This window comes from Vibrio sp. MED222 (assembly GCF_000153005.1).
Classification (GTDB): Bacteria; Pseudomonadota; Gammaproteobacteria; order Enterobacterales; family Vibrionaceae; genus Vibrio; species Vibrio tasmaniensis_A.
This window is the reverse complement of the sequence record NZ_CH902607.1, coordinates 447,152-469,896: the sequence shown is the minus strand read 5'-3', so window position 1 is coordinate 469,896 and position 22,745 is coordinate 447,152. Positions and strand designations below refer to the sequence as shown.

Below are 22,745 nucleotides of genomic sequence, written 5' to 3'. Positions count from 1 at the left end.
CCGAACATGTTGATGATGGATCGCATCACTAAAATGTCTGAGACTGAAGGTGATTTCGGTAAAGGTTTGATTCTTGCTGAACTGGATATTACTCCTGACCTATGGTTCTTCGACTGTCACTTCCCTGGTGACCCAGTAATGCCTGGTTGTCTAGGGCTTGATGCAATGTGGCAGCTTGTTGGCTTCTACCTTGGTTGGGTTGGCGGCAAAGGTAAAGGCCGTGCTTTAGGTGTAGGCGAAGTGAAATTCACTGGTCAAATCCTACCTACTGCGAAAAAAGTGACTTACGAAATCCACATGAAGCGTGTTGTTAACCGTCGCCTAGTTATGGGCCTTGCAGATGGTCGCGTACTTGTTGATGGCAAAGAGATTTATGTTGCTAAAGATTTGAAAGTTGGCCTTTTCCAAGATACGTCAGCATTCTAATCCAACTGTTTAATTAGAATAACGCAGTTAGATTTTAATAAAGCAGCCAATGGCTGCTTTATTTTCACTCCAATAAATTTAGTTATAGTGCACTATAGTGTACTGGTTAAACAAACTTTCTTATCCCGAAACTGTACTGTATTAGTCCACCAGCAACTATGTATTCCACTATCACTATCACTATCACTATCAGCTTAAGCACTAGCTCTCTACGCCATTACATTTATTTTATCTAAATTATGTGCCCACTCAGAAACTAACAAGGCTCCACTGCTGTACAACAATGGAGCCTTGATCTTTGAATATGTTCCGCCCTATCTATTTATAGAGACCTGATTGCTTATCACCTTTGGCGTCACGCCAACCACCTAACCAATAAGACCGAGAATCCATTTGGCTATATGGGCAAGCTTCTTGTGACCTACCGTTTATACCAGCTTTGTAGCCTTGAGATTGTGCTCGTTCTAGTCGATCACGCTTTTGTCTCTTCATAGTGCAGTCCTCATACGGGTGTTCTATTTACTAACATACAATGATTACAACTTTGCGGAGTTTTTGTGACTCCAACTTTAAGAATCGACCAGTTTTTCACTTTTCTCAAGGCGAAAAAAAAGCCCGAATTCAGAATTGTGAACTCGGGCTCAAGAGATGAAATTATTTAAATTTTCTACGGAACCCTAATAAGCCGAGTACAGTCAAAGCGAACCAACCTAAGCTACCGCCTTTACGATCGACCTTTGCTGTATCAGTACTACGAGCTTGGATATCGCTCTTACCTTTACCTTCGATAGGAATCAATTTAACCGCAACAACCTTTTCAACCGCATTAGACGCAGCACCGCCACAGTATGAGTTGTGAGACGTTGTATCGTATGGTTTAGGTGTGCCGCCAACAACACATTTGATAGCCGTCGCAGAGATAACACCCGCATCGTTGATGCCTGAAGCATCAATGATTCGGAACTTGTTGTTCTCTCCAGAAACGTTGCCATCATTAGTTAGATCGTCTAGCCACCAAGCTTTGTTCTGAAACAGATCAATTCTTGATGGGTCAGTACCCGTTGCTTGATATGGATAAATAAAGCCGCGGTGTCTACGCTCACTTCCATCAACTTCACGCGTTGTTTCTGCGTCAACTTGACCAACAATTTCATTGAAGTTGTTAACTGCTCTAGCTTCACCACTCGAACCAGCAAAGAAGATACCACCCGTTAGGTATGTCGCTGTTGGAGTCGCAACTGAAGCATCAGTAACAACAAACATCTTGCTGCCTGCGCTACCATTTTCAGGCACTCGACCATTACGCTTAGAGTTACCAATAACAAACAAGTTTTTGTTGATATCGGTCGCTACAGAGTTACTGTATTTGTAATCATTAGACGAGTTAGAGTTGACCTTAGCCCCCTCAATTGATTTGGTCGTCCAAGTATTCGCGCTGTCAGCTAAGTCCAGAGATTTACTGATGAATACAGATGCATTCATATCTTGCAGATCACCACTACCATCAACAGTATTGTAGCCTACGCCATAAAACTTAGTATCCGATTCGGCAATTGAACGCATGCTACCTTGAGCATAGTAATCGCCTTGTCTAGCAGTTCCACCACGAGTCCAATCGATTTGCTTGGTATTCGTACCATCCCAAATAGCAGCTTTTGAACTAAATACAGGATCCGGCGTTGACGTCTCCGTAATGGTTTCACTAGTAGAAACACTACCTACATTGTAAACAGTACCATTACTCGCTGTGATGGCTTTCCATGCTCGAGTCTCAGAAGATCCTGCAGGCTTGGCTGTTGTTGTAAATATTGCATTGTTTCGGATGGTTCCCTCAGACTTAACACCGAGTGGGTTGGCATCTTTATCTAGAGAGTTGATCACTGTATTGCGAGTATCGAGTATTGCCCCGCCTTCTATAAATGCCTTTGCATTTACATAACTCAGGTTGTTTCTTTCCTTAAACCAAGTATCTTCCCAGCGAGTTTTCGCCCAGCTTTCACATGTGGAATATCTTAGCTCACGGTTACAATAGTTTTTGAAGTCATCGAACTCTTGTAAATATTGAAAGACAGCATCCATAGCAAAAGGAACTTCTTCACGGTAACTAATGGCTTCAAGCGAATTACGAGTTTCACCTGCTAGCTTAAAGCTATCACATGCGACACCACCGATAGTAGCATTGGTAAAACAACTTTCAGTTCCGGTAACCGCAGCTGGTTGAATCGCGACACCAAACGTTTCAGAAGCTCCGACAATTGAGCTAGGAGTCGCGACTTCAACTACCTTGTACAGTGCAGCATTCGCGTTAGTTGCAGCCAAAACTAAGGCTGCAACTGTTGTTAATTTAAATTTATTACAAGTCATGATTACTTCTTAACTTTCCTGTTGTAGTGCCTCGAGCTCTTCCCAGCGCTCAAAAGCAACTTCAAGCTCCTGCTCTGCTGCAGATAGCTTATCTAATACTGGTTGTGTCTGCTCTACAGATTTTGAAAAGAAGCTAGGATCGTTGACTTCTTCCTGAAGAGTTTCAATTTGAGTTTCCAATTCTTCCAAACGCAAAGGTAGCGCTTCTAGTTCTCGTTGTAGCTTATACGATAACTTCTTAGCTTTAGCCTTAACTGGCGCAGTTTTGGGAGTTTCCTCAACTACTTTCTCTGGCTTTGATGGCTTTTCAACCTGTCGGTACTCTATAGCCTGCTTTCTTTGTTGCTGAGCATCGTGGTAACCACCAACAAATTCTTCAACAACGCCGTTGCCTTCAAATATCCAACTTGTCATAACCGTGTTATCAACAAACTGTCGATCGTGGCTCACTAAAAGAAGCGTACCCTGATAGTTGGCAAGCAAATCTTCTAAAAGTTCCAAAGTTTCGATATCTAGATCGTTGGTTGGCTCATCGAGAATCAATAAGTTATTCGACTTAAGGAAAATACGAGCTAATAACAGACGGTTTTTCTCACCACCAGACAGTGCCTTCACAGGAGTGCGAGCACGTTTAGGAGAGAACAAGAAATCTTGTAGGTAGCTCAGTGCATGGCGCTCACGGCCGCCTACTGTCACTTCTTGCTTACCATCCGCCAGATTGTCAATTACTGACTTCTCAGGGTCTAGAATTTCGCGATATTGGTCGAAGTAAGCCACTTCAAGTTTAGTACCACAATGCAGACGGCCAGAATCAGGCTTCAGCTGATCAAGAAGCAGTTTAAGTACGGTACTCTTACCACAGCCATTAGGGCCGATCAGAGCAATACGATCACCACGCATAATGTTGAAGCTGAAATCTTTAACAATCTCTTTGCCTTCAAAGCCAAAGTTAAGATTCTCTGCTTCGAATACAATCTTGCCTGAACGTTGGCCATCATCGATCTGAATAACCGCTTTACCCTGCACTTCACGACGATTGATGCGCTCTTCACGCAACTTCTTAAGTGCACGTACACGGCCTTCGTTACGCGTTCGACGAGCTTTAATGCCCTGACGAATCCACACTTCTTCTTGAGCAAGCTTTTTATCGAATTCAGCGTTCTGCATCTCTTCGACACGTAACGCTTCTTCTTTCTCTAGCAAGTAGTTTTCGTAATCGCCAGGGAACGAGCTCAGCTTGCCGCGATCAAGGTCAACAATGCGGGTTGCCATCGATTTGATGAAAGCACGGTCATGCGAGATAAAGATGATTGAACCACGGAAGTCTTTCAGGAAGCCTTCTAACCATTCGATTGTCGCAACATCTAGGTGGTTAGTCGGTTCGTCGAGTAGAAGCACGTCTGGGTCACATACAAGCGCACGAGCAAGCGCCGCTTTACGTTGCCAACCACCAGACAAATCCGTCAGTTTTGTTTCGGCAGTGAGTTTAAGCGCCGCCATTACGTTACTTACGCGATCTTCGAAGCGCCATGCGTTGGCATGATCCAACTGCTCTTGCACACGAGTAAGACGATTTAAGTTCTTTTCGCTAGGATCAGTACCAATGAGATCCAAAAGATCATGATAGATCTTCAGCTGTTCGCCGATTTCCGCTAGGCCACCAGCAACGTAATCATAAACGGTGCCTTCTTCGTTACGCGGTGGATCTTGCTCAAGGCGAGACACAACCACATCTTGTGTGATTTGCATCTTGCCGTCGTCCATGATGATGTTCCCTGACAGGATTTTCATCAACGTAGACTTACCCGCGCCATTGCGCCCTACTAAACACACACGTTCGTTTTCTTGCAGTGCAAAGTCCGCACGATCTAATAACGGGTGATCGCCAAACGCTAATTGCCCGTTATGAATTGTAAGTAATGCCATTCTTTTTTAACCAATCATTAAGTTCTAACAAGCCAAATGGCCAGTTAAGCTCTGAGCTTTGAGAAAAGTCAGAGCTTTCAAATTTGAGCACCGGAATAGTGACCCCGTAACGGGAAAAGAGCTCATCATCAAATGCAATGTCGACAACGTTGACGTGATGGCTAATGTTTAACTGTTCCGTGAGTTTGAATGCCATCTCACATAGATGGCACCCTTCTGTACTGTAGAGAGTCAGCACGCTATATCCTTATACAATCTCTTAATTACTTATGTGTAATCAACCAGCAGTTATGAATGTGCTTGTTACGAGAGAAGTCCAATGGAAGCGTTTTAGCTGAGATGTTCTGAGCTTTGAGACCTAACTCTTCTAGGCCTTCTACATCCATTTTGAAGTGACGCTTGTTGTTAGAGAACACAATTGTGCCTTCTTCACGAAGAAGACGCTTAAGGTTTTCCATCAATTGAATGTGATCACGCTGAACATCAAAAGATTGATCCATACGCTTAGAGTTTGAGAACGTTGGGGGATCAATGAAGATCAGGTCGTAAGAACCCTGCTCTTTAACCAACCACTGTAAGCAGTCAGCTTGAACAAACTGATGTTGACGACCAACACGGCCGTTAAGCTCCATGTTCTGTTTTGCCCACTCAAGGTAGGTATTAGACATATCAACGGTTGTTGTAGAGCGTGCGCCACCCACAGCAGCATGAACAGATGCACTGCCTGTGTAAGCAAATAAGTTAAGGAAATCTTTACCTGCAGCCATTTCGCCGATACGACGACGAGTGATCTTATGATCTAAGAACAAGCCCGTATCTAAGTAGTCATGAAGATTAACAATCAGCTTAACGCCGTATTCGTTCACTTCTAGGTTAGAGGAGTCTTGAGCCATTTTTTGATATTGAGATCGGCCTTTCTGCTTCTGACGAACCTTAAGAACCACGTTGTTTGCTTCAACGCCAGTGACTTGAATAGAAGCACGGATGATATCGGTTAAGCGACGTTTTGCTTTCTCTTCCGGTACATCTTTAGGTGCTGCGTATTCTTGAATCACTAGGTGACCTGGGTATACATCAATCGCTACATTGTATTCTGGTAAGTCCGCATCGTAGATACGGTAACAATCTAATTGCTCTTTCTTAGCCCACTTGCCAATTTTACCGATGTTCTTTTTAAGACGGTTTGCGAAGTCTGGAGCAATAAGTTGCTCTTGTTCACCCGTTGGACGCTCTGACATCGGACGGTCCGAAATTGAGTAGTTCTTTTGGTGACACGGTAACGCACCATTGTTCAATTTGAACTGTTTGTCTGCACGCATACGTAAGCAGCTAAGCAGTTCGTCAGAACTAGAGAAGATAGACGCGTTACAACCGCCAAATTCCGCTTTAAGTTGTGCACCGAATGCCGTGTAAAGTGCAATCAAACCCGGCTCTGTGCCAAGACGCTCACCATAAGGTGGGTTTGAAACAATCACACCATCAGTAAACTCTGTAGGACGCTTAAGCTTTGCAGCATCGCCTACTTCGAATTCAATCAGCTCTTCAACACCAGCACGACGAGCATTGTCACGCGCTGTTTTGATCATGCGCTCGTCATTGTCGTAGCCATAGAACTTACACTCTACTTTCTTAACGCCACGACGACCTTGAACGTTCGCTTCAGCTTTCACTTCAGCCCACAGTTCTGGTTCAAAATCTTCTAGTGATTCAAAACACCACTTCTGGCGCTTAACACCTGGAGCCATGTTCGCAGCCATCATTGCCGCTTCAATCACTAACGTACCTGAACCACACATTGGGTCTAGGAAAGGCTTAGTTGCGTCCCAGCCACTACGAAGAAGAATCGCTGCAGCAAGGGTTTCACGCAATGGTGCGCGGCCTGATTCTGGACGATAACCACGTTGGTGAAGACCGCTACCTACCATATCAACACCAAGAATCGCTTTATCACGATGTAGACGAACGTGAATACGAATATCTGGATTTTCTTTGCTGATAGACGGACGAGGCAAAGACTTTTTCTCAAAGCTATCAACAACGGCATCTTTTACTTTCATCGCACCGTATTGGCTATTACGGATTTCGTTGTTTGTACCGTTAAAGTCAACAACAAAACGCTTAGAGCTATGGAATTGATTTACCCAGTTAACCGCGGTGGTTGATAGGTACAAATCCATGTCGTCCATACAACTGAATTCAGAAAGGACACGTACAAATCTAGAAGCCAAACGACTCCATAAACAACAACGATAAATTTGCTCATTGGTCGCTTTGAATTTAACACCTGCTTGAACAGGTTTTGCATTTGTAATCCCTAGTTGGGTTAGTTCTTCAACTAATAAATTCTCAAGGCCGTTTGAGGTAACCGCTAGATATTGATTCATAGTGTTCTTTTATTGATAAAAATTAGCTCGATTATACCTGAATTTGTTATTAGAGCATCACACTAAACTTGTCTTTTCATTGAATCTTTCGACTAACTGGCTAGCAAACACACAGTCATGAAGCGATCGCTTACCCACATCCCCTTAGAACATAAGACTTATCAAATCAGCACAATTTATGACCAAACATCGGCCAATGCGGCGGTGTGAATTTATATTCACCTTAAAATTGGTATATACCAGAGTCAATTTAAGGCTGAAAGTTAGCTACAAAAGCACAAAAACAGGGAATAAAGGGAGGTAATTTACACTTCTGCCGATGAAAATAGGCAGAAATTAAGATGAAAAAACAGTCACAAGGTCACTAATTAAATAGTTAAGCGGTGATGTATTTATCTGGATGAGGTTTTTTAGGCACAAAAAAATCGGCTATTGAGCCGATTCTAAGGAAGGTTTGATAGGTTTATGCGTTGCAATGTGTGTTAGAAATGATGAACTAAACTGGGGAATTAACCGACCATTGCAATATGTGTATGGTGAAAATGAAGAATAGAGTTCGCGTCTACCATCCTATCGTGCATCACTTTAATCGAGTCTCCAAAGCTTAACCCTTTTGAAGGTGTGAGCAGAAACTCTTCTAAGTCGACAAATGCACATAGGCTCGCACACTCTCCCACTTCTAATACAATGAAGTAACCTAGGCTATGCTCGTTATTCATTTGTACGATATCCCCTTCTTGAGGAGATTCGTGGCCAGCGCCTTGTGAATCGAAGAACCAGCTTTTAGGCTGTACAGGCTTGTGGAAGCGCTTTGCTGCCACACAATATAGTGCGAGTTCAGCTTGGCGAGGCTCAGACAGTTCTAAGCCAGAAATTTGTTCTTTGAAGGTTTGGTATGAAGATGCGTCATCAACGGTGAATTCATTATCTCTAAACGCGCAGTCCACCAGCTTATTGCGGACCAGATTCGTTTTGAAAATCATATCCTCTCCGAGGTTTAGCATTAATGAACATTGCTGCTCATCGTAATACCAACTCCATGTATCGCTAGGTTTAAGCATCATTTCGTCTCACACTGTTGAACCATTCCATTAGGTAAAACGCAAAATTACCTTCAATTACAGTAATTTTACTGAGCAATAGGCAAAAAAAAAGAGGAAATGAATTCCTCTTTCTTATCGCTTCTGTCTACAACTCAGTGAGTTACAGTGTCTCTTTTAGTAAGACGATGCCAAATTATAGCTTTCCTAAAATAACCAAATCTTTTTGATAACTCTGTTTCTAAAAGCTCTGGGTTTATAAAAGATCTGGTTTTCGGGGACTATAAATTTTTAACGATGTCGCCTACAAGACCTGGGCCTTTGTAGATGAAACCAGAGTAAACTTGTACAAGCTTCGCGCCTGCCATCATTTTCTCTTTTGCAGCAACGTAAGAGTCAACGCCACCTACTCCAATGATCGGCAATGCGTCACCAAGTTCTTCGTGAAGTTTACGAACCACTTCAGTACTGCGAGATTGAACCGGACGTCCACTTAGGCCACCCGCTTCATCGCAATGTTTCATGCCTTCAACGATTGAACGATCCAATGTTGTGTTTGTTGCGATCACACCATCGATCTTATTTTTGATCAATGATTCACAAATTTGGCTAATTTCGTCATCACTTAGATCCGGAGCAATCTTAAGAGCAAGAGGAACATATTTACCATGCTTCTCTTCTAGTTCAGATTGTTTCGTTTTAAGTTCAGACAATAGATCGTCTAGAGCTTCGCCGTATTGTAGAGAACGAAGTCCTGGAGTATTTGGTGAAGAGATGTTCACAGCAATGTAACCAGCGTATTGATATACCTTCTCCATACAGATCAAGTAATCTTCAGCGCCCTTTTCAATTGGTGTGTCTTTGTTCTTACCGATGTTGATACCTAAGATGCCGTCGTAGTTCGACTTCTTAACGTTCTCAATAAGATTGTCGACGCCTAGGTTATTGAACCCCATGCGGTTGATGATACCTTCAGCTTCAACAAGACGGAACAGACGTGGTTTGTCATTACCGGCTTGTGGACGAGGAGTTACCGTTCCTACTTCAACGAAACCAAAACCCATTGCGCCAAATGCATCAATACATTCGCCGTTTTTATCTAGGCCAGCCGCTAGGCCAACTGGGTTTTTAAAAGTAAGACCCATGCATTCTACAGGTCGATTAGGTAATTGTTGGCGATACAAAAGATCAATAGGAGTGCCTGTGAAGCGTTTGAAATTTTGAATTGCAAGATCATGTGCCTTTTCGGCATCAAGTTGGAAAAAGCCAGTTCTGGCTAGACGGTAGAGCATTGTGCCTCCGATAGAAAAAAGCCCCGTGTAAACGGGGCGATATTATTTACTTATTTACCCAACTATTCAATCTATTACTGTCTGTAAGGGTAAGATAATCGAGTTTGTTAGCGAATGAGGTTCTTTATTAAGCAAACGTTATCGTTTCTGCAGTCAGTTTACTCATTTCTAGTCTCTACCATATTACAGCACCCACTCTTTTAACAACAAACAAGGTGTCCACGAAGTGGGTCCGTCAAAAGAAGTGGGTCCGTCAAAAATCGTTAGACCTATTGATGCCACTTTATAGAAACGAAAAAGGCAGACCTTATGGCCTGCCCTTATGTCTTTCGTTTTATCTAATCACTAATCTGTCGACATGCAGTTTAGATTCAATAACATCAATTCACGAAGTGCTACTGAGAACTTGGCAAACTCATGAACCGAACCTACTTTGAATTCATTGAGGATACTTTCCCAACGATGTAGAGAAACAGAGTTACTTTCCATCCAATCATCAAGCGCTTTAATCACATCGATGTCTGAAGCACAACCGCAGTTAAGCACTTGGCCAGTTAGCTGACGTTGCTGCCAATCCAGATCTTCTCTGAATGCTGCACGTGCCAGCGCTTGCCAGTTGTTATCTACAGCTTGACCATTGATTTGCTTCAAGAACCAGTGCAGAGACAAACGGTCGCCAAGGTTGAAGTAAAGCTTCGACGCTTGTTGTACTGTTTTACCCGTCTCACGAGCCACTGTGGATATATCCAGTGCCGAGTACAAGCTAGACAAACGCGCAACTGAATTAGCCAACTCAGGGGTTACGCCTTGGTCAATCCATAACTGTGCCATTGCGTTATGCTCTTCTACTTCAGAAGCCACTAGGTTTTCATCCAGTTTCTCTGTGATAGTAAGAACATCGCCTTGGTAAAGTTCAATCAATGCTTTCACTGACTGTTTTCCGGTACGGTTTCTTAGCAACCAACGAGCCAAACGACGAAGTGTACGACGAACATGGTAGATCAATTCATATTGAGCTTCAGAACTTGAAACATTGTCCAGTTCACGGATGCTCTTCAGAACTTTGCCAAGACCATAGATTTCACGTGTTGCCGCGTAAGCATTGGCAATATCAACAATATTTGCGCCCGTCTCTTCTTGCAGACGAGTAACGAAGTTACAACCCATCTCGTTAACCATTTGGTTAGCCAGTGCCGTCGCAATGATTTCAGAACGTAGTGGATGATTATCCATGTGCTGAGAGTAGTTACGACGTAACGCTGTTGGGAAGTATTGCATAAGCTGTTGAGCATGGAATTCGTCATTAGCGATATCATCACTAACAAGATCTTCTTTAAGCACCATTTTACCGTAAGCGACAAGTACAGAAAGCTCAGGTCTTGTTAGGCCTTGGCCCTGCTTTTCACGCTCAAGCAGTGTTTCGTCATCTGGAATGTATTCCAAACCACGATCCAAGTACCCTGCTTTTTCCATTGTATGAATAAAGCGGATTTGCTCTTTTACTAAGCCAACACCTTGATGCTCCGTAACCGAAATAGACTCAGCTTGGCAATATGCGTCGTCTAGTACGATTTCGCCCACTTCATCTTCCATCGATTCAAGTACTTGGTTACGTTGCTTAACGGTTAGATCACCATTAGACACCAAACCATTCAAGAAGATCTTAATGTTTACTTCATTATCCGAACAGTCAACACCACCAACGTTATCAACGAAGTCAGTATTAACGCGGCCACCCGTTAGCGCGTATTCGATACGACCCAGTTGAGTCATACCCAAGTTACCGCCTTCACCAACAACCTTAGCTTTTAGGTCACGGCCATCGATACGAAGCACGTCATTTGCACGATCACCAACATCTGTATGAGTCTCGTTTGAAGACTTAACATAAGTACCGATACCGCCATTCCAAAGAAGATCAACCTGCATAGACAAGATCGCTTTGATCAAGTCATTCGGTGCCATTGATGCTTTCTTAGTACCCAGCATTTTCTGAATTTCAGGCGTCAGAGAGATAGACTTCGCTCGACGAGAGAAGATGCCACCACCTTGAGAAATCAGGTCTTTGTTGTAATCTTCCCAGCTTGAGCGAGGAAGATTAAACAAGCGCTCACGCTCTACCCAGCTTGATGCTGATTCTGGATTCGGGTCGATGAAAATATGCATGTGGTTAAACGCAGCTTGCATACGAATATGCTTAGACAACAGCATGCCGTTACCAAACACATCGCCCGCCATATCACCTACACCGATAGCGGTGAAGTCCGTTGTTTGACAGTTGATGCCCATTTCACGGAAGTGACGTTTAACAGATTCCCAGCCACCTTTCGCAGTGATACCCATGGCTTTATGGTCATAACCGTTAGAGCCACCAGAGGCAAATGCATCGCCTAACCAGAAATTGTATTCAGCAGATACTGAGTTTGCTAGATCTGAGAACGTTGCGGTACCTTTATCGGCGGCAACAACCAAATACGGGTCATCTTCATCGTGACGAACAACACTCTTAGGTGGAATAACCTCACCTTCAATGATGTTGTCTGATACGTCTAGTAGTGCACGGATGAAGCGCTTGTAACAACGTTGACCTTCAGCAAAGATCTCGTCTCGGCCAGACATAGTATGCTGACGCTTACAAACGAAACCACCTTTTGCACCAACCGGTACAATTACTGTGTTCTTAACTTGCTGTGCTTTAACTAGGCCTAGAATCTCAGTACGGAAATCCTCTTGACGGTCTGACCAACGTAAACCACCACGAGCGACTTTACCGCCACGTAGATGCACACCTTCAATGTCTGGTGCGTAAACGAAGATCTCAAACGCAGGAACCGGCGCTGGGATATCTGGGATCTCGCTTGGTCTCATTTTCAGAGCCAACCAAGGTTTAGACTGTTTATTGTCGTCTAACTGGTAGTAGTTAGTACGAAGCGTTGCTGTGATCATTTCCATGTAACGACGAATGATACGATCATCATCCAAGCTTTCTACATGATCCAACTGTTCAGTGATCTTCTTAATAAGATCTTGTTGGCCTTTCGCGCTGCCCTTTAATTTAGGATCAAAACGCTTGCCGAATAAGCTCACTAACCCTTTCGCTAGATCTGGGTAATGAGACAATGTGTCTTCAATGTATTGTTGGCTGAATGGGAAACCCACTTGGCGCATGTAACGCGCATACGCACGTAAGATTGAGATTTCACGGCCAGAAAGAGCAGCACCCAATACCAAGCGGTTAAAACCATCGCTGTCTAATTCACCTTCCCAAATCGCAGCAAAGGCTTGTTGGAATAGATCGCGCGCTTCACGAAGATCAATCGTCTTGTCACTCTTATGCAGCATCGAGAAATCAAGGATCCAATAAGTCACCCCATTGGTCTTGCGTACTTCATAAGGTGATTCACCAATAACGCGCAGGCCAAAGTTTTCAAGCATTGGCATAACATCAGACAGGTGAATCGGCTCATCACTGTGGTAGAACAGCTTCAAACGAACAGCTTTAGAGTCTGCTGCTTCTTCTTGAGGACGGTAGAAAAGCATACCCAGTTTGTTGTCTTCACTTAGTGCTTCTAGACGCTCGATATCTGCAACAGCAGAACCAGGCATCATGTCTTCTTTGTACGAACGTGGGAATGCACGCATGTACTCTTTCGATAACGGAAGACCTTTGCTCTCACCGAAGTTAGCAACGATTGATTCAGACAGGCGGTCATCCCACGTAGACGATACTTCCATTAAATTTTGCTCAATTGTTTTCACGTCCACATCCATGTTGTTGTTATCAACACGAACAATATAGTGCGTTCTTGCCAGTGGGCTTTCAGAGAAGTATGTCGTGAATTCGACCTCTTCTTCGCAACCGAAATACTGCTTCAAGATGCGTTGGGTTTGACGACGAAGTTCGGTGTTGTAACGATCTTTAGTAACGTAAACCATGCAGCTAAAGAAACGGCCAAACGGGTCTTTGCGAACAAACAAACGCAGAAGATCGCGATCTTGCATTTGAACTACGCCAGTACCGACTTCTAGCAATTCTTCTTCACGAGCTTGAAGCAGTTCATCTCGCGGGTAGTTTTCTAGAATGTTGTGCAGAGCTTTATAAGAGTATGAACCTTCACGGTAACCACTCGCGTCTAAGATACGCTCTACTTTCTCGCGAACAAGAGGAATCGTTTCAACGGTTTGGTTATAAACGGCAGAGGTGTAAAGACCAGTAAAGCGGTGTTCACCAATGACCTTACCGTTCTTATCGAACTTCTTAATACCAATGTAATCATTGTAAGCTGGGCGGTGAATGCGTGAAGCCGTGTTGCCCTTGGTTACGATAAGTACATAAGGCTTTTTGGCTTCAAGACGTGCCGAATCCGAAAACTCAGACAGCTTAACGTTACGCACACGATCTGAATTCGCAAACAAACCAAGGCCTTGCTCCTTGGTCGGTTGTAGTTCTGTGTCGCCATTTACAGAAACAAGGTCATATTCCTTGTAGCCCATAAACGTAAAGTTGTGCTCGCCTAACCAACGAAGAAACGCCAACGTCTCATCAAAACGTTGGCCGTCTACAGGAATACTTTCTTTTTGCTTTTCAACTTGATTCGTTACTTCCTCAAGTTTTTCAACCATCTTCAGCCAATCATTCACGACTAAACCAGTATCGGTAAAGATATCCAGTAGTTCCGTTTTGAGCGCTGTCATTTCAGCTTTGCTGCTAAGACGGTCTACTTCGATATGGAAAAGCGATTGGAATGCACCTTCGTTATTGCTCACGCCGACAACACTGCCCTTATCAGAGCGAGAGATTTGTGTTGGATTGTGAAGCATAAGGTGAGAAGAAAGGTCTAGGCGAGTCAGCGCCATTTTTACAGAGTCTACAAGGAATGGGCTATCTGGTACGACTATCTCTACGATAGTGTGAGTAGATTGCCAACCTTGACGACTTACTGTCGGGTTAAAAACACGAACAGAGATTTGGTCAGCTTTCTTTTCATTGATGTGATGCCATAAGCTAACTACAGCACCGTATAAATCGGATTCGTTTCTCTGAGTTAGATCGTCGTGAGAAACGTTACTAAACAGGTGTTGAGCAAGTTGAGTTACGAGAGGTCGATGAGCAAGGTCAAGTTTGTCTTGAATCAGTTTGTAAACTTTTTCAAGTAAAACTGGAACCACAGTTTCACGTGCGGTCATAGTCACACTCCACAATTAGAATTTTATTTTATTATTAGGGGGCTTACTTAAGCTAGCGTTTGAATCAAGCCTTCAAGGCCAGTTCTACTAACGAGTCAAGCAAAGGTAATGCATTCATTTATTGTAAAAGCATTATTGATAAATAGTTAATTGTTTTAGAGGTGGTAAGAGGTGAAATGTTTGATTATGTGATTAAGATTCCCTTTAACTCACTAGGCACGCCAAGCTTTACAGAGCTTCCAACTTAATAAACTTATTTTTTTGGTCAGTTGTTAACCTAAACTGTCCTCTAACCCCTATTTGTGTAAGAAATGGTCTGAAGCGAGTTGCAGGTAGCTGTAAGCGTAACCCTGTTGTTGTTATCACTTGAACTTTACTTGCGGCACCCGAGTAGCTAGCCAAAAACTGCTGATATGAGATGTTAAGTTGGAAAATATAGCGATTCATACGATACCTGTATAAATATACAGTGCCGGTATTTTTGGCACTTAACGATGTCTGAAAGTGAACTTGAAACTGCTCTAGCTTATCGAAAATTCGATAAACCAGAAACAAAAAAATCAGTGGCAGATATTCTCTACCACTGATGACTTTTCGTTACTAGTAAACTGTTTATTAGCAAACCGCTTATGATCAAACAGTTACCTGAATAAGCGGCTGATTTAAGCCTCTAGTGCTTTTGCCACTTTCTCGAATAAGTCTTTTGCAAGGTTGTCCATGTTCTTCAGCGTCTCAAGTTCTTTTTTGATTAGAGCTTGGCGTTCATCATCGTACTTACGGAACTTAAGTAGCGGGTCAATCAAACGTGAAGCCACTTGCGGGTTGCTGCTGTTCAGTTCACGTAGGATCTCGCCAGCAAACGCGTAACCTTGTCCTGACTTGGCGTGGAATTGAACCGGGTTCATGTTTAAGAACGAACCAACCAAGTTACGAGTACGGTTCGGGTTCTTCAAGCTGAACGCTTGGTGCGACATCGACGCTTTAATCACTTCAAGTGCATTAGAGCTTGGGTTTGAACCTTGCAATGCAAACCACTTATCCATGACAAGACCATCATGTTTCCACTTGTCGCTGTAATCCGCCATCAAGGTTTCACGACATGGTAGTTGCGCACTGTTCGCCGCGCCCATCGCTGCCATTGTATCTGTCATGTTGTTTGCTTGTTGGTACATAGCAACAACCAAATCATTACCCTTTTCAGTATGCGCTAAGTAACTTAGGCAAATTTTACGTAGAGTACGCTTACCAATCGAATCGTGATCGATCGTGTATTCTGTTAGTGCATGGCTGTGATAAACCGCCGCTAACTCGTCTTCAAGTTCTGCAGCTAGTGTTACTTTCATTGAGTTAAGAACAGATGCGACCGCATCAATATCAACGCGCTCATACCAACCCGACACTTCGTTATGACTTGGAAGAGAAAGCATTTCTGCAATAAACGCAGGTTCTAGTGAATCACTAAGCAGTACCCCGCGGAATGCATCAACAACAGAAGCAGAAAGTTCAAACTTTTGACCTTGTTGAACGTTATCTACGTTGCTACGGATGTATTTCGCTAGCAGCATTTGACCCGCATCCCAACGAGAGAACTCATTGCGAGCATTCACCATCAGGAAGATCAGCTCTTCATCTGAGTAATCGTATTCCAATTTCACTGGCGCAGAGAATTCACGAAGTAGCGATGGAATCGGTTGCTCTGAAACGTTTTCAAACACAAACGTTTGTTCCGCTTCTTTCACATCTAATACATTGTGAACTGGCTGACCGTTACATTGTAACCCAATCACTTCACCCGACGCAGTGTATAGCTCGATGTCTAGAGGAATATGCAGAGCTTGCTTATCCGTTTGCTCATGAGTTGGAGCCGTTACTTGGCGAGTTGTTAACGTGTACTCTTTCTTTTCTGCGTCGTAGTGACTTTCAACAGACAGCGTCGGCGTACCAGACTGGCTGTACCATAAACGGAACTGAGACAGGTCAACGCCCGACGCATCTTCCATTGCAGCAACGAAATCTTCGCAAGTTGCAGCGGTACCATCGTGACGTTCAAAGTAAAGCTTCATGCCTTTTTGGAAACCTTCCTCACCCAACAATGTGTGGATCATTCGGATCACTTCACTGCCCTTTTCGTATACCGTCAATGTGTAGAAGTTGTTCATTTCTATCACTTTTTCAGGGCGAATTGGGTGAGACATTGGACTTGCATCTTCAGCGAATTGTGGCCCGCGAATAATACGAACATTGTTGATTCGGTTTACTGCGCGAGAACCAAGATCAGATGAGAACTCTTGGTCACGGAATACGGTTAAGCCTTCTTTCAAGCTTAGTTGGAACCAATCGCGACATGTCACTCGGTTACCGGTCCAGTTATGGAAATATTCATGACCGATTACCGCTTCGATGCCTAGGTAGTCGGTGTCGGTTGCTGTTTGGTCGTTCGCTAAAACAAACTTAGAGTTAAATACGTTCAGACCTTTGTTTTCCATCGCTCCCATGTTGAAGAAATCAACAGCTACGATCATGTAGATGTCTAAGTCATACTCAAGATTGAAACGCTCTTCGTCCCACTTCATTGAGTTAATCAAAGAAACCATCGCGTGGTTTGCGCGGTCTAGATTGCCTTTGTCGACAAAGATTTCTAGGTCAACTTTGCGGCCTGATTGTGTGGTGTAAGCGTCACGAAGTACATCAAAGTCACCGGCAACAAGAGCAAACAAGTAAGCAGGTTTTGGATGTGGGTCTTGCCACTTAACCCAGTGACGACCATTTTCAGCATCACCTTCATCTATACGGTTACCATTACTAAGTAAGAATGGATTTTCTGCTTTGTCTGCGATTACCGTTGTAGTGAATTTTGCCAATACATCAGGGCGGTCCATGTAGTAAGTAATACGACGGAAACCTTCAGCTTCACACTGAGTACAGAATGCGCCACCCGACTTATACAAACCTTCAAGTGCACTATTCCCTTCAGGATTTACTTCCGTCACGATCGTGAGTGTGAAATCTTTCGGTAGTCCGCTCAGTGTCAGTTGAGTTTCAGATTGCTCGAATTGCGTCCACTCTTGACCCTCAACTAAAACAGAAACCAACGTCAAACCTTCACCATCAAGTACTAAGGTCGAACTATCTTTCTCTTGCTTAACACTAGACACCGCCGTAATGATGGACGCTGAATCGTACAAATCGAAAGTAAGATCGATTTGAGAAATAGTGTGAGATGGTGATTGATAATCTTTACGATACTTGGCTTGAGGTGTATGTGCCATGACGGGTTCCTTTTGATCGTTATACGTAATTGTATTTTAACTGTATATATCTAAAGGTTGAGGGCCAAGAACACAAGGGGAATATTGAAAAAAGGAGGCATTGTAGTAAAACGCCTCCATGTTTTGCTATTTTATCAACCAAATAAGAAAGGAACGGCTAATAAATGAACTGTGAGCCATATTATCAACAAACCTGACTTTGCGCATCCAACCCGTCATTATCGAATACGATTGAGTACTGCAAACATGTCGCCTTCTTCACCTTGAAGCGTCAAGACGTCGCTGTTTAATGTGTAACGAGTGCCGTGCTCGCCATTTTCATACAGAAGCACCAATTGATCGCCTTCTGTGTAATACACCCCACGACGAACAACCTCACTCCCCACTTCATCGGACACTCTGAACATAAATACAAAGTCAGGTTGAAGCACTAAATCCATTTTTTGAATGTTACTCGCGCGCAGGTCGCTACCTGAAAGCTCAGCACTCGACCAAATACCTGCCAGTGCATTCGGTAAGGCTTTGGTAAACATGACACCGTTGAGGTTCAACATATTATGGTTACTGCTATAGGCGTAAACTTGAGGTTCAGAGGTGTTTAAACCCAAAATAATGGTATCTTCATTGGCATTATACAAGCCTTCCCAATGGTCGACACTGTAGTCTTTCTTTTGAATATCAATGGAGAATGAATAATTTGAATCAAGGGTTAGCTTTATCGCTCTAAAATTTTCAGTACCTTGTTCAGGATCTGGGTTCATCAAATACCAATCACCAAGCAGTAAAGGAAGGTCAAAATGAGATAGATTGCTGTCACTTTTTGATTGCTGATCGCTTGAAGCGACCTCACTCCCAAAAGCAACAAAACTTAAACAAGATAAAAATAGTAGAATCCATTTCATACGCGCCCCCTCGTTTTCTTTAAGCTTAGGCACGTAATGAATAGAAAGCGAAAAAATTTGATCCAAGTCACTAAATTTTAAGTGCAAAGTAACTTAAATGTCATTATTCGACACAAAACAGAGCTAAATAACCCTGAACATTGAGTGTTCTTTGCGACAGTCTCAACGGTTACAATCAGGTATTCCTGTCAAATCATAGACACAAAAAAAGCGAGCCTAGGCTCGCTTTTTAAATTGTGCATCTTTAAACAATCACCTTTTAACAGGTATTTGCTCTATTTCTTGATCATATCCAGCATGATAGCAACAGATTCATCAAGATAAGCATCCGGGGCTTCGTAGTCTTTAGGGATATCATCCAACGTTTTAAATGCCTCTAACTTAGCGGCTTTTTGACGTTGATTGATACGCTCTAGACGAAGCACATCCCCATCATCACTCTCTTGTTGACGTACTTTTTCGTTCAAAGAAAGGTCGTTATCATCTTTATCAGCCTTATATTTTTCAATATCTTGCGCGATAAAGCCAAACTCCATGTCTGTCGCAATACGAGCTTGGTGTTGAGCGGTTAAAGCAGCAACTTGCTCATCGTTACGCTGTAACACTGAATAGTTAGCTTTATCTATGCTATCCCAAGGCAGAGCATTATCTTCAACACTTTCACCAGTATCTGCTGGATCAATTGCCGTTGGGTAAGCAATATCAGGCACTACACCTTTGTTTTGCGTACTTCCGCCATTGATTCGGTAGAATTTCTGGATGGTGTATTGAACGTAGCCTAACTCTTTATCGAATAAATCATAAATATGATTCAAAGAGCGGTGTTGTTGCACCGTTCCTTTACCGAAAGAGTTTTCACCAAGGATGATTGCACGACCATAATCTTGCATCGCTGCTGCAAAGATTTCAGATGCTGAAGCACTGTAGCGATTCACCAATACCGTTAATGGACCTTGGTAACTAATTTCGCCATCAGTATCACTGTTCACTTTTACACGACCGTAGCTATCACGAACTTGAACAACGGGCCCCTCTTTGATAAACAAACCAGAGAGTTCGGTTGCTTCCGTTAGTGCACCACCACCGTTGTTTCGCAGATCAACAATGATACCTTCGACACCTTGCTCTTTAAGTTCGGTGATCAGTTTATCAGTATCTTTAGAAAGGCCAACATAGAAGCTTGGTACTTCTAGTACGCCAATCTTCTTGCCATCTTTCTCGATAACTTCTGATTTAACAGCGCGGTCTTCTAAGCGAATCTTATCGCGTACAATTGTGACAACGTGACTTTTTGCATCTTTACCATCAGGCAAGATCTGTAGCTTAACTTTAGTCCCTTTCGGTCCTTTAATTAATTGCACTACATCGTCTAAACGCCAGCCGATAACATCAACAATATCTTCGCCATCTTGACCAACACCAACAATACGGTCACCATCACTCAATTGTTTGCTGTTTGACGCAGGGCCACCAGCAACGAGAGATCGGATAACGGTGTAGTCGTCTGTCATTTGAAGTACAGCACCAATGCCTTCTAAAGATAGATTCATCTCAGACTGGAATTGCTCTGCATTTCTTGGAGAAAGGTAACTGGTATGAGGGTCAACTTCTCGCGCGAATGCGTTCATGTAGATCTGGAAAGCATCTTCGTTGTGCGATTGCGTAATACGCTTCATCGCATTGTTGTAACGCTTTTCCAAAACTTCTTGAATCTCTGGCCACTCTTTACCTGTAAGTTTTAGATTCAACGCGTCGTATTTAACACGCTTCCTCCAAAGCTCATTCACTTCAGCGATATCTTTTGGCCATTCCGCTTCGCTACGATTGAGCTCAATACTTTCATCAGTATCAAACTTAATCTCAGTATCTAGTAAAGACAGCGCATATTGGAAACGTTCAAAACGCTTCTGCATGGACAAATTATAAACATCGAATGCAATTTGGTTATTACCGGCTTTCAGTTGATCATCAATTTGTTTAGATGAAGTAGCGAAAGAGTCAATATCAGCTTGAGTGAAGATATTACGGTTATAATCCAACATCTCTAAATAACGATTAAAGATAGCTTGGGAGAAATCATCGTTGAGATTGAAGTGTTTATAGTGGGAACGAGTAAATCGAGAAGTAACACGTTTACTAGCAGTTTCGTGTTGAACCTCAGGAGCGAGTAGAGGTAAATCGTCCTGATTTAATTTGGCTTCAAGAGCCTGAGCTGAAGCTGCTAGCAAAAAGCCAGCAGCAATCAGTGTCAATTTTGAACGGCATTTCATGCGTAGGAGTATCTCCTTTAAGCGCGCAAGTGCTCCGCTTTAACAACCATTTGTAGGCCGTTTGCTAACTGAACACGCACATCTTCCTTATTGATTTCAACAATGGTCGCAGCCATGTTTCCTGTACCCATGTTCACATTTACTTCTTTACCAGTGATAAATTCATCGGCGTTCAAAGCGCGTGTTTCTACAGGCTTTTCTACTTTCGGTGCTTTAGGCGCTTGACGACGAGGCTGTTGAGCTTTCTTCGCTTTAGCTTTCGCTTTGCCTTCGTCACGAGCTTTCTGTGCTTGTTCTTTACGACGAGCCTGAACTTTCGCTTTGCTTTCTGCAAGTGTCGCTTTAGCGTGCTCAACGTGCTCTTCTTCTAGTGTGCCACATACGTTGCCGTCTAGGTCAACACGTTCTGCGCCAGCTTTTACGCCGTGCAGGTAACGCCATGATGATGTGTACTGTCTTAACGCTGCACGAAGCTGAGTCTTACTTACTTTTTCGTCTTCATTTAGACGTTCAGCAAGATCTTGAAAAATACCAATTTTAAGTGGTTTCGCTTCACCTTCTAGAGTAAAGCATTTAGGGAAACATTCAGCAACATATGCGATAACTTCTTTGCTGTTTTTTAACTTTTCAGTGTTTTCCATGTGGGTTCCTGGTTTTTGCGGTTTTCCGCGAGCATTAAGAAAATATTTTTACGTATTATAGAGAGATGCTTGGGAAAAACCACAGTAAGAGAATAATTTATGCCTTGTTCGCGTGCGAATTAAGCAGCTTTTCCACTTCTGCCATGAAAAATGTTAATCCGTCCTCGTCAATTTGAGAAAAACGGCCAACATTTGGGCTATCGATATCAAGAACGCCCGCAATTTTCCCGTCAATCGAAAATGGTATAACGATTTCTGAGTTACTTGCAGCGTCACAAGCGATGTGTCCTTCGAATTCATGAACATCATGAATGCGCTGAACTGTATTCGTCGCGACCGCAGTTCCACACACACCACGCCCTACCGGAATTCGAACACAAGCTGGTTGACCTTGGAATGGGCCAAGCACAAGTTCGTCTTTTTCCTTAGATTGGTCCTGCTTCATTAAATAGAAGCCTGCCCAATTTAATTCATCCAACTCCATGAATAATAATGAGCTGATATTAGCTAGATTAGCAGTTAGATCGGGTTCTGATTCAATTAATGCAACGGCTTGTTTGGTTAAGCGTTGGTAATGTTCTATTTTCATATTAACTTCCAATTAAATTGAGACTTCCATTATCAAGAGAACGCAGTAAAATGCGGCCATCAAACTAAATAGGACTTATTCTCATTACAATGACCAATTCAGAAGACACTATTAGCCGTTCTTGGTTAATAACTCAAGTAAAAAAACACAAGTCCAAATTACTGTTTGCTAACATTATTGCCATACTTGCAACTCTCATTAGTGTCCCTATCCCGTTGCTCATGCCATTAATGGTTGATGAAGTATTACTTGATAAGCCGGCTTCTGGCTTAGAGATGATGAACCATCTACTTCCAACATCGTTGCAGACACCAACTGGCTATATTGCACTGACTTTGCTGTTAGTCATAATCATGCGTACTGTTAGCCAAGCGTTGAACATTCTACAAGGGCGTCAATTCACGCTTGTCTCAAAAACAATTACCTATCAAATGCGCAGTAAGATGATAGATAAG

General features: G+C 43.0%; 15 protein-coding genes and 1 pseudogene. 2 read left to right on the top strand and 14 right to left on the bottom strand.

Translation table 11 applies throughout. From position 1 onward, the window contains the following. The coding region (fabA, locus tag MED222_RS12930; protein ID WP_009846668.1) for a bifunctional 3-hydroxydecanoyl-ACP dehydratase/trans-2-decenoyl-ACP isomerase at window positions 1-426 on the top strand (426 nt) is incomplete at its 5' end. Window positions 427-744: 318 nt separating this feature from the next. On the opposite strand, the gene rmf is transcribed toward fabA, so the two are convergent. The 14 genes from rmf to MED222_RS12995 all read right to left on the bottom strand — a co-directional run bounded on the left by rmf (window position 745) and on the right by MED222_RS12995 (window position 22,290). Continuing rightward, window positions 745-918, bottom strand: a complete 174-nt coding sequence (rmf, locus tag MED222_RS12935; RefSeq protein WP_009846667.1) for a ribosome modulation factor — start codon at window positions 916-918, stop codon at window positions 745-747. Between the two features lie 162 nt (window positions 919-1,080). After that, complete coding sequence (locus MED222_RS12940) at window positions 1,081-2,790, bottom strand: DUF3466 family protein (RefSeq protein ID WP_009846665.1); 1,710 nt, start codon at window positions 2,788-2,790, stop codon at window positions 1,081-1,083. Window positions 2,791-2,799: 9 nt separating this feature from the next. Next, on the bottom strand, window positions 2,800-4,716 hold the full coding sequence (locus MED222_RS12945; protein ID WP_009846664.1) for an ABC transporter ATP-binding protein: 1,917 nt from the start codon (window positions 4,714-4,716) through the stop codon (window positions 2,800-2,802). Beyond that, window positions 4,694-4,954, bottom strand: coding sequence for a glutaredoxin family protein (locus MED222_RS12950; RefSeq protein WP_012603885.1), 261 nt, complete (start codon window positions 4,952-4,954; stop codon window positions 4,694-4,696). The genes MED222_RS12945 and MED222_RS12950 overlap by 23 nt, the downstream gene beginning before the upstream one ends. A 25-nt stretch (window positions 4,955-4,979) precedes the next feature. Then, complete coding sequence (gene rlmKL / locus MED222_RS12955) at window positions 4,980-7,100, bottom strand: bifunctional 23S rRNA (guanine(2069)-N(7))-methyltransferase RlmK/23S rRNA (guanine(2445)-N(2))-methyltransferase RlmL (RefSeq protein WP_009846662.1); 2,121 nt, start codon at window positions 7,098-7,100, stop codon at window positions 4,980-4,982. 509 nt (window positions 7,101-7,609) lie between these two features. Further along, window positions 7,610-8,164: a cell division protein ZapC gene (locus MED222_RS12960; RefSeq protein ID WP_017099303.1), complete on the bottom strand. Its 555-nt coding sequence runs from the start codon at window positions 8,162-8,164 to the stop codon at window positions 7,610-7,612. 257 nt (window positions 8,165-8,421) lie between these two features. Next, complete coding sequence (pyrD, locus tag MED222_RS12965; protein WP_009846660.1) at window positions 8,422-9,432, bottom strand: quinone-dependent dihydroorotate dehydrogenase; 1,011 nt, start codon at window positions 9,430-9,432, stop codon at window positions 8,422-8,424. Between the two features lie 345 nt (window positions 9,433-9,777). After that, entirely contained in the window at window positions 9,778-14,619 is a 4,842-nt protein-coding gene (locus MED222_RS12970) for an NAD-glutamate dehydrogenase (RefSeq protein WP_009846659.1), read from the bottom strand. 228 nt (window positions 14,620-14,847) lie between these two features. Continuing rightward, entirely contained in the window at window positions 14,848-15,066 is a 219-nt protein-coding gene (locus MED222_RS21890) for a DUF2835 domain-containing protein (RefSeq protein WP_004733645.1), read from the bottom strand. 215 nt (window positions 15,067-15,281) lie between these two features. Beyond that, the gene (gene pepN / locus MED222_RS12975; protein ID WP_009846657.1) at window positions 15,282-17,888 is read right to left on the bottom strand and encodes an aminopeptidase N; all 2,607 of its coding nucleotides are present in this window, start codon (window positions 17,886-17,888) and stop codon (window positions 15,282-15,284) included. A 218-nt stretch (window positions 17,889-18,106) separates the two neighbouring features. Then, window positions 18,107-18,790: a hypothetical protein gene (locus MED222_RS12980; RefSeq protein WP_009846656.1), complete on the bottom strand. Its 684-nt coding sequence runs from the start codon at window positions 18,788-18,790 to the stop codon at window positions 18,107-18,109. Window positions 18,791-19,065: 275 nt separating this feature from the next. After that, window positions 19,066-21,060, bottom strand: a complete 1,995-nt coding sequence (prc, locus tag MED222_RS12985) for a carboxy terminal-processing peptidase (protein ID WP_009846655.1) — start codon at window positions 21,058-21,060, stop codon at window positions 19,066-19,068. A gap of 17 nt (window positions 21,061-21,077) precedes the next feature. After that, window positions 21,078-21,701, bottom strand: coding sequence for an RNA chaperone ProQ (gene proQ / locus MED222_RS12990; RefSeq protein ID WP_009846654.1), 624 nt, complete (start codon window positions 21,699-21,701; stop codon window positions 21,078-21,080). A 97-nt stretch (window positions 21,702-21,798) separates the two neighbouring features. Next, window positions 21,799-22,290 (bottom strand): GAF domain-containing protein, encoded by a 492-nt coding sequence (locus MED222_RS12995; RefSeq protein WP_009846653.1) that lies wholly within the window; start codon window positions 22,288-22,290, stop codon window positions 21,799-21,801. A gap of 89 nt (window positions 22,291-22,379) precedes the next feature. Between MED222_RS12995 and MED222_RS22645 the strand changes: the two are divergent. Next, window positions 22,380-22,745 (top strand): annotated as a pseudogene (locus tag MED222_RS22645) (ABC transporter ATP-binding protein); the annotation flags it as partial.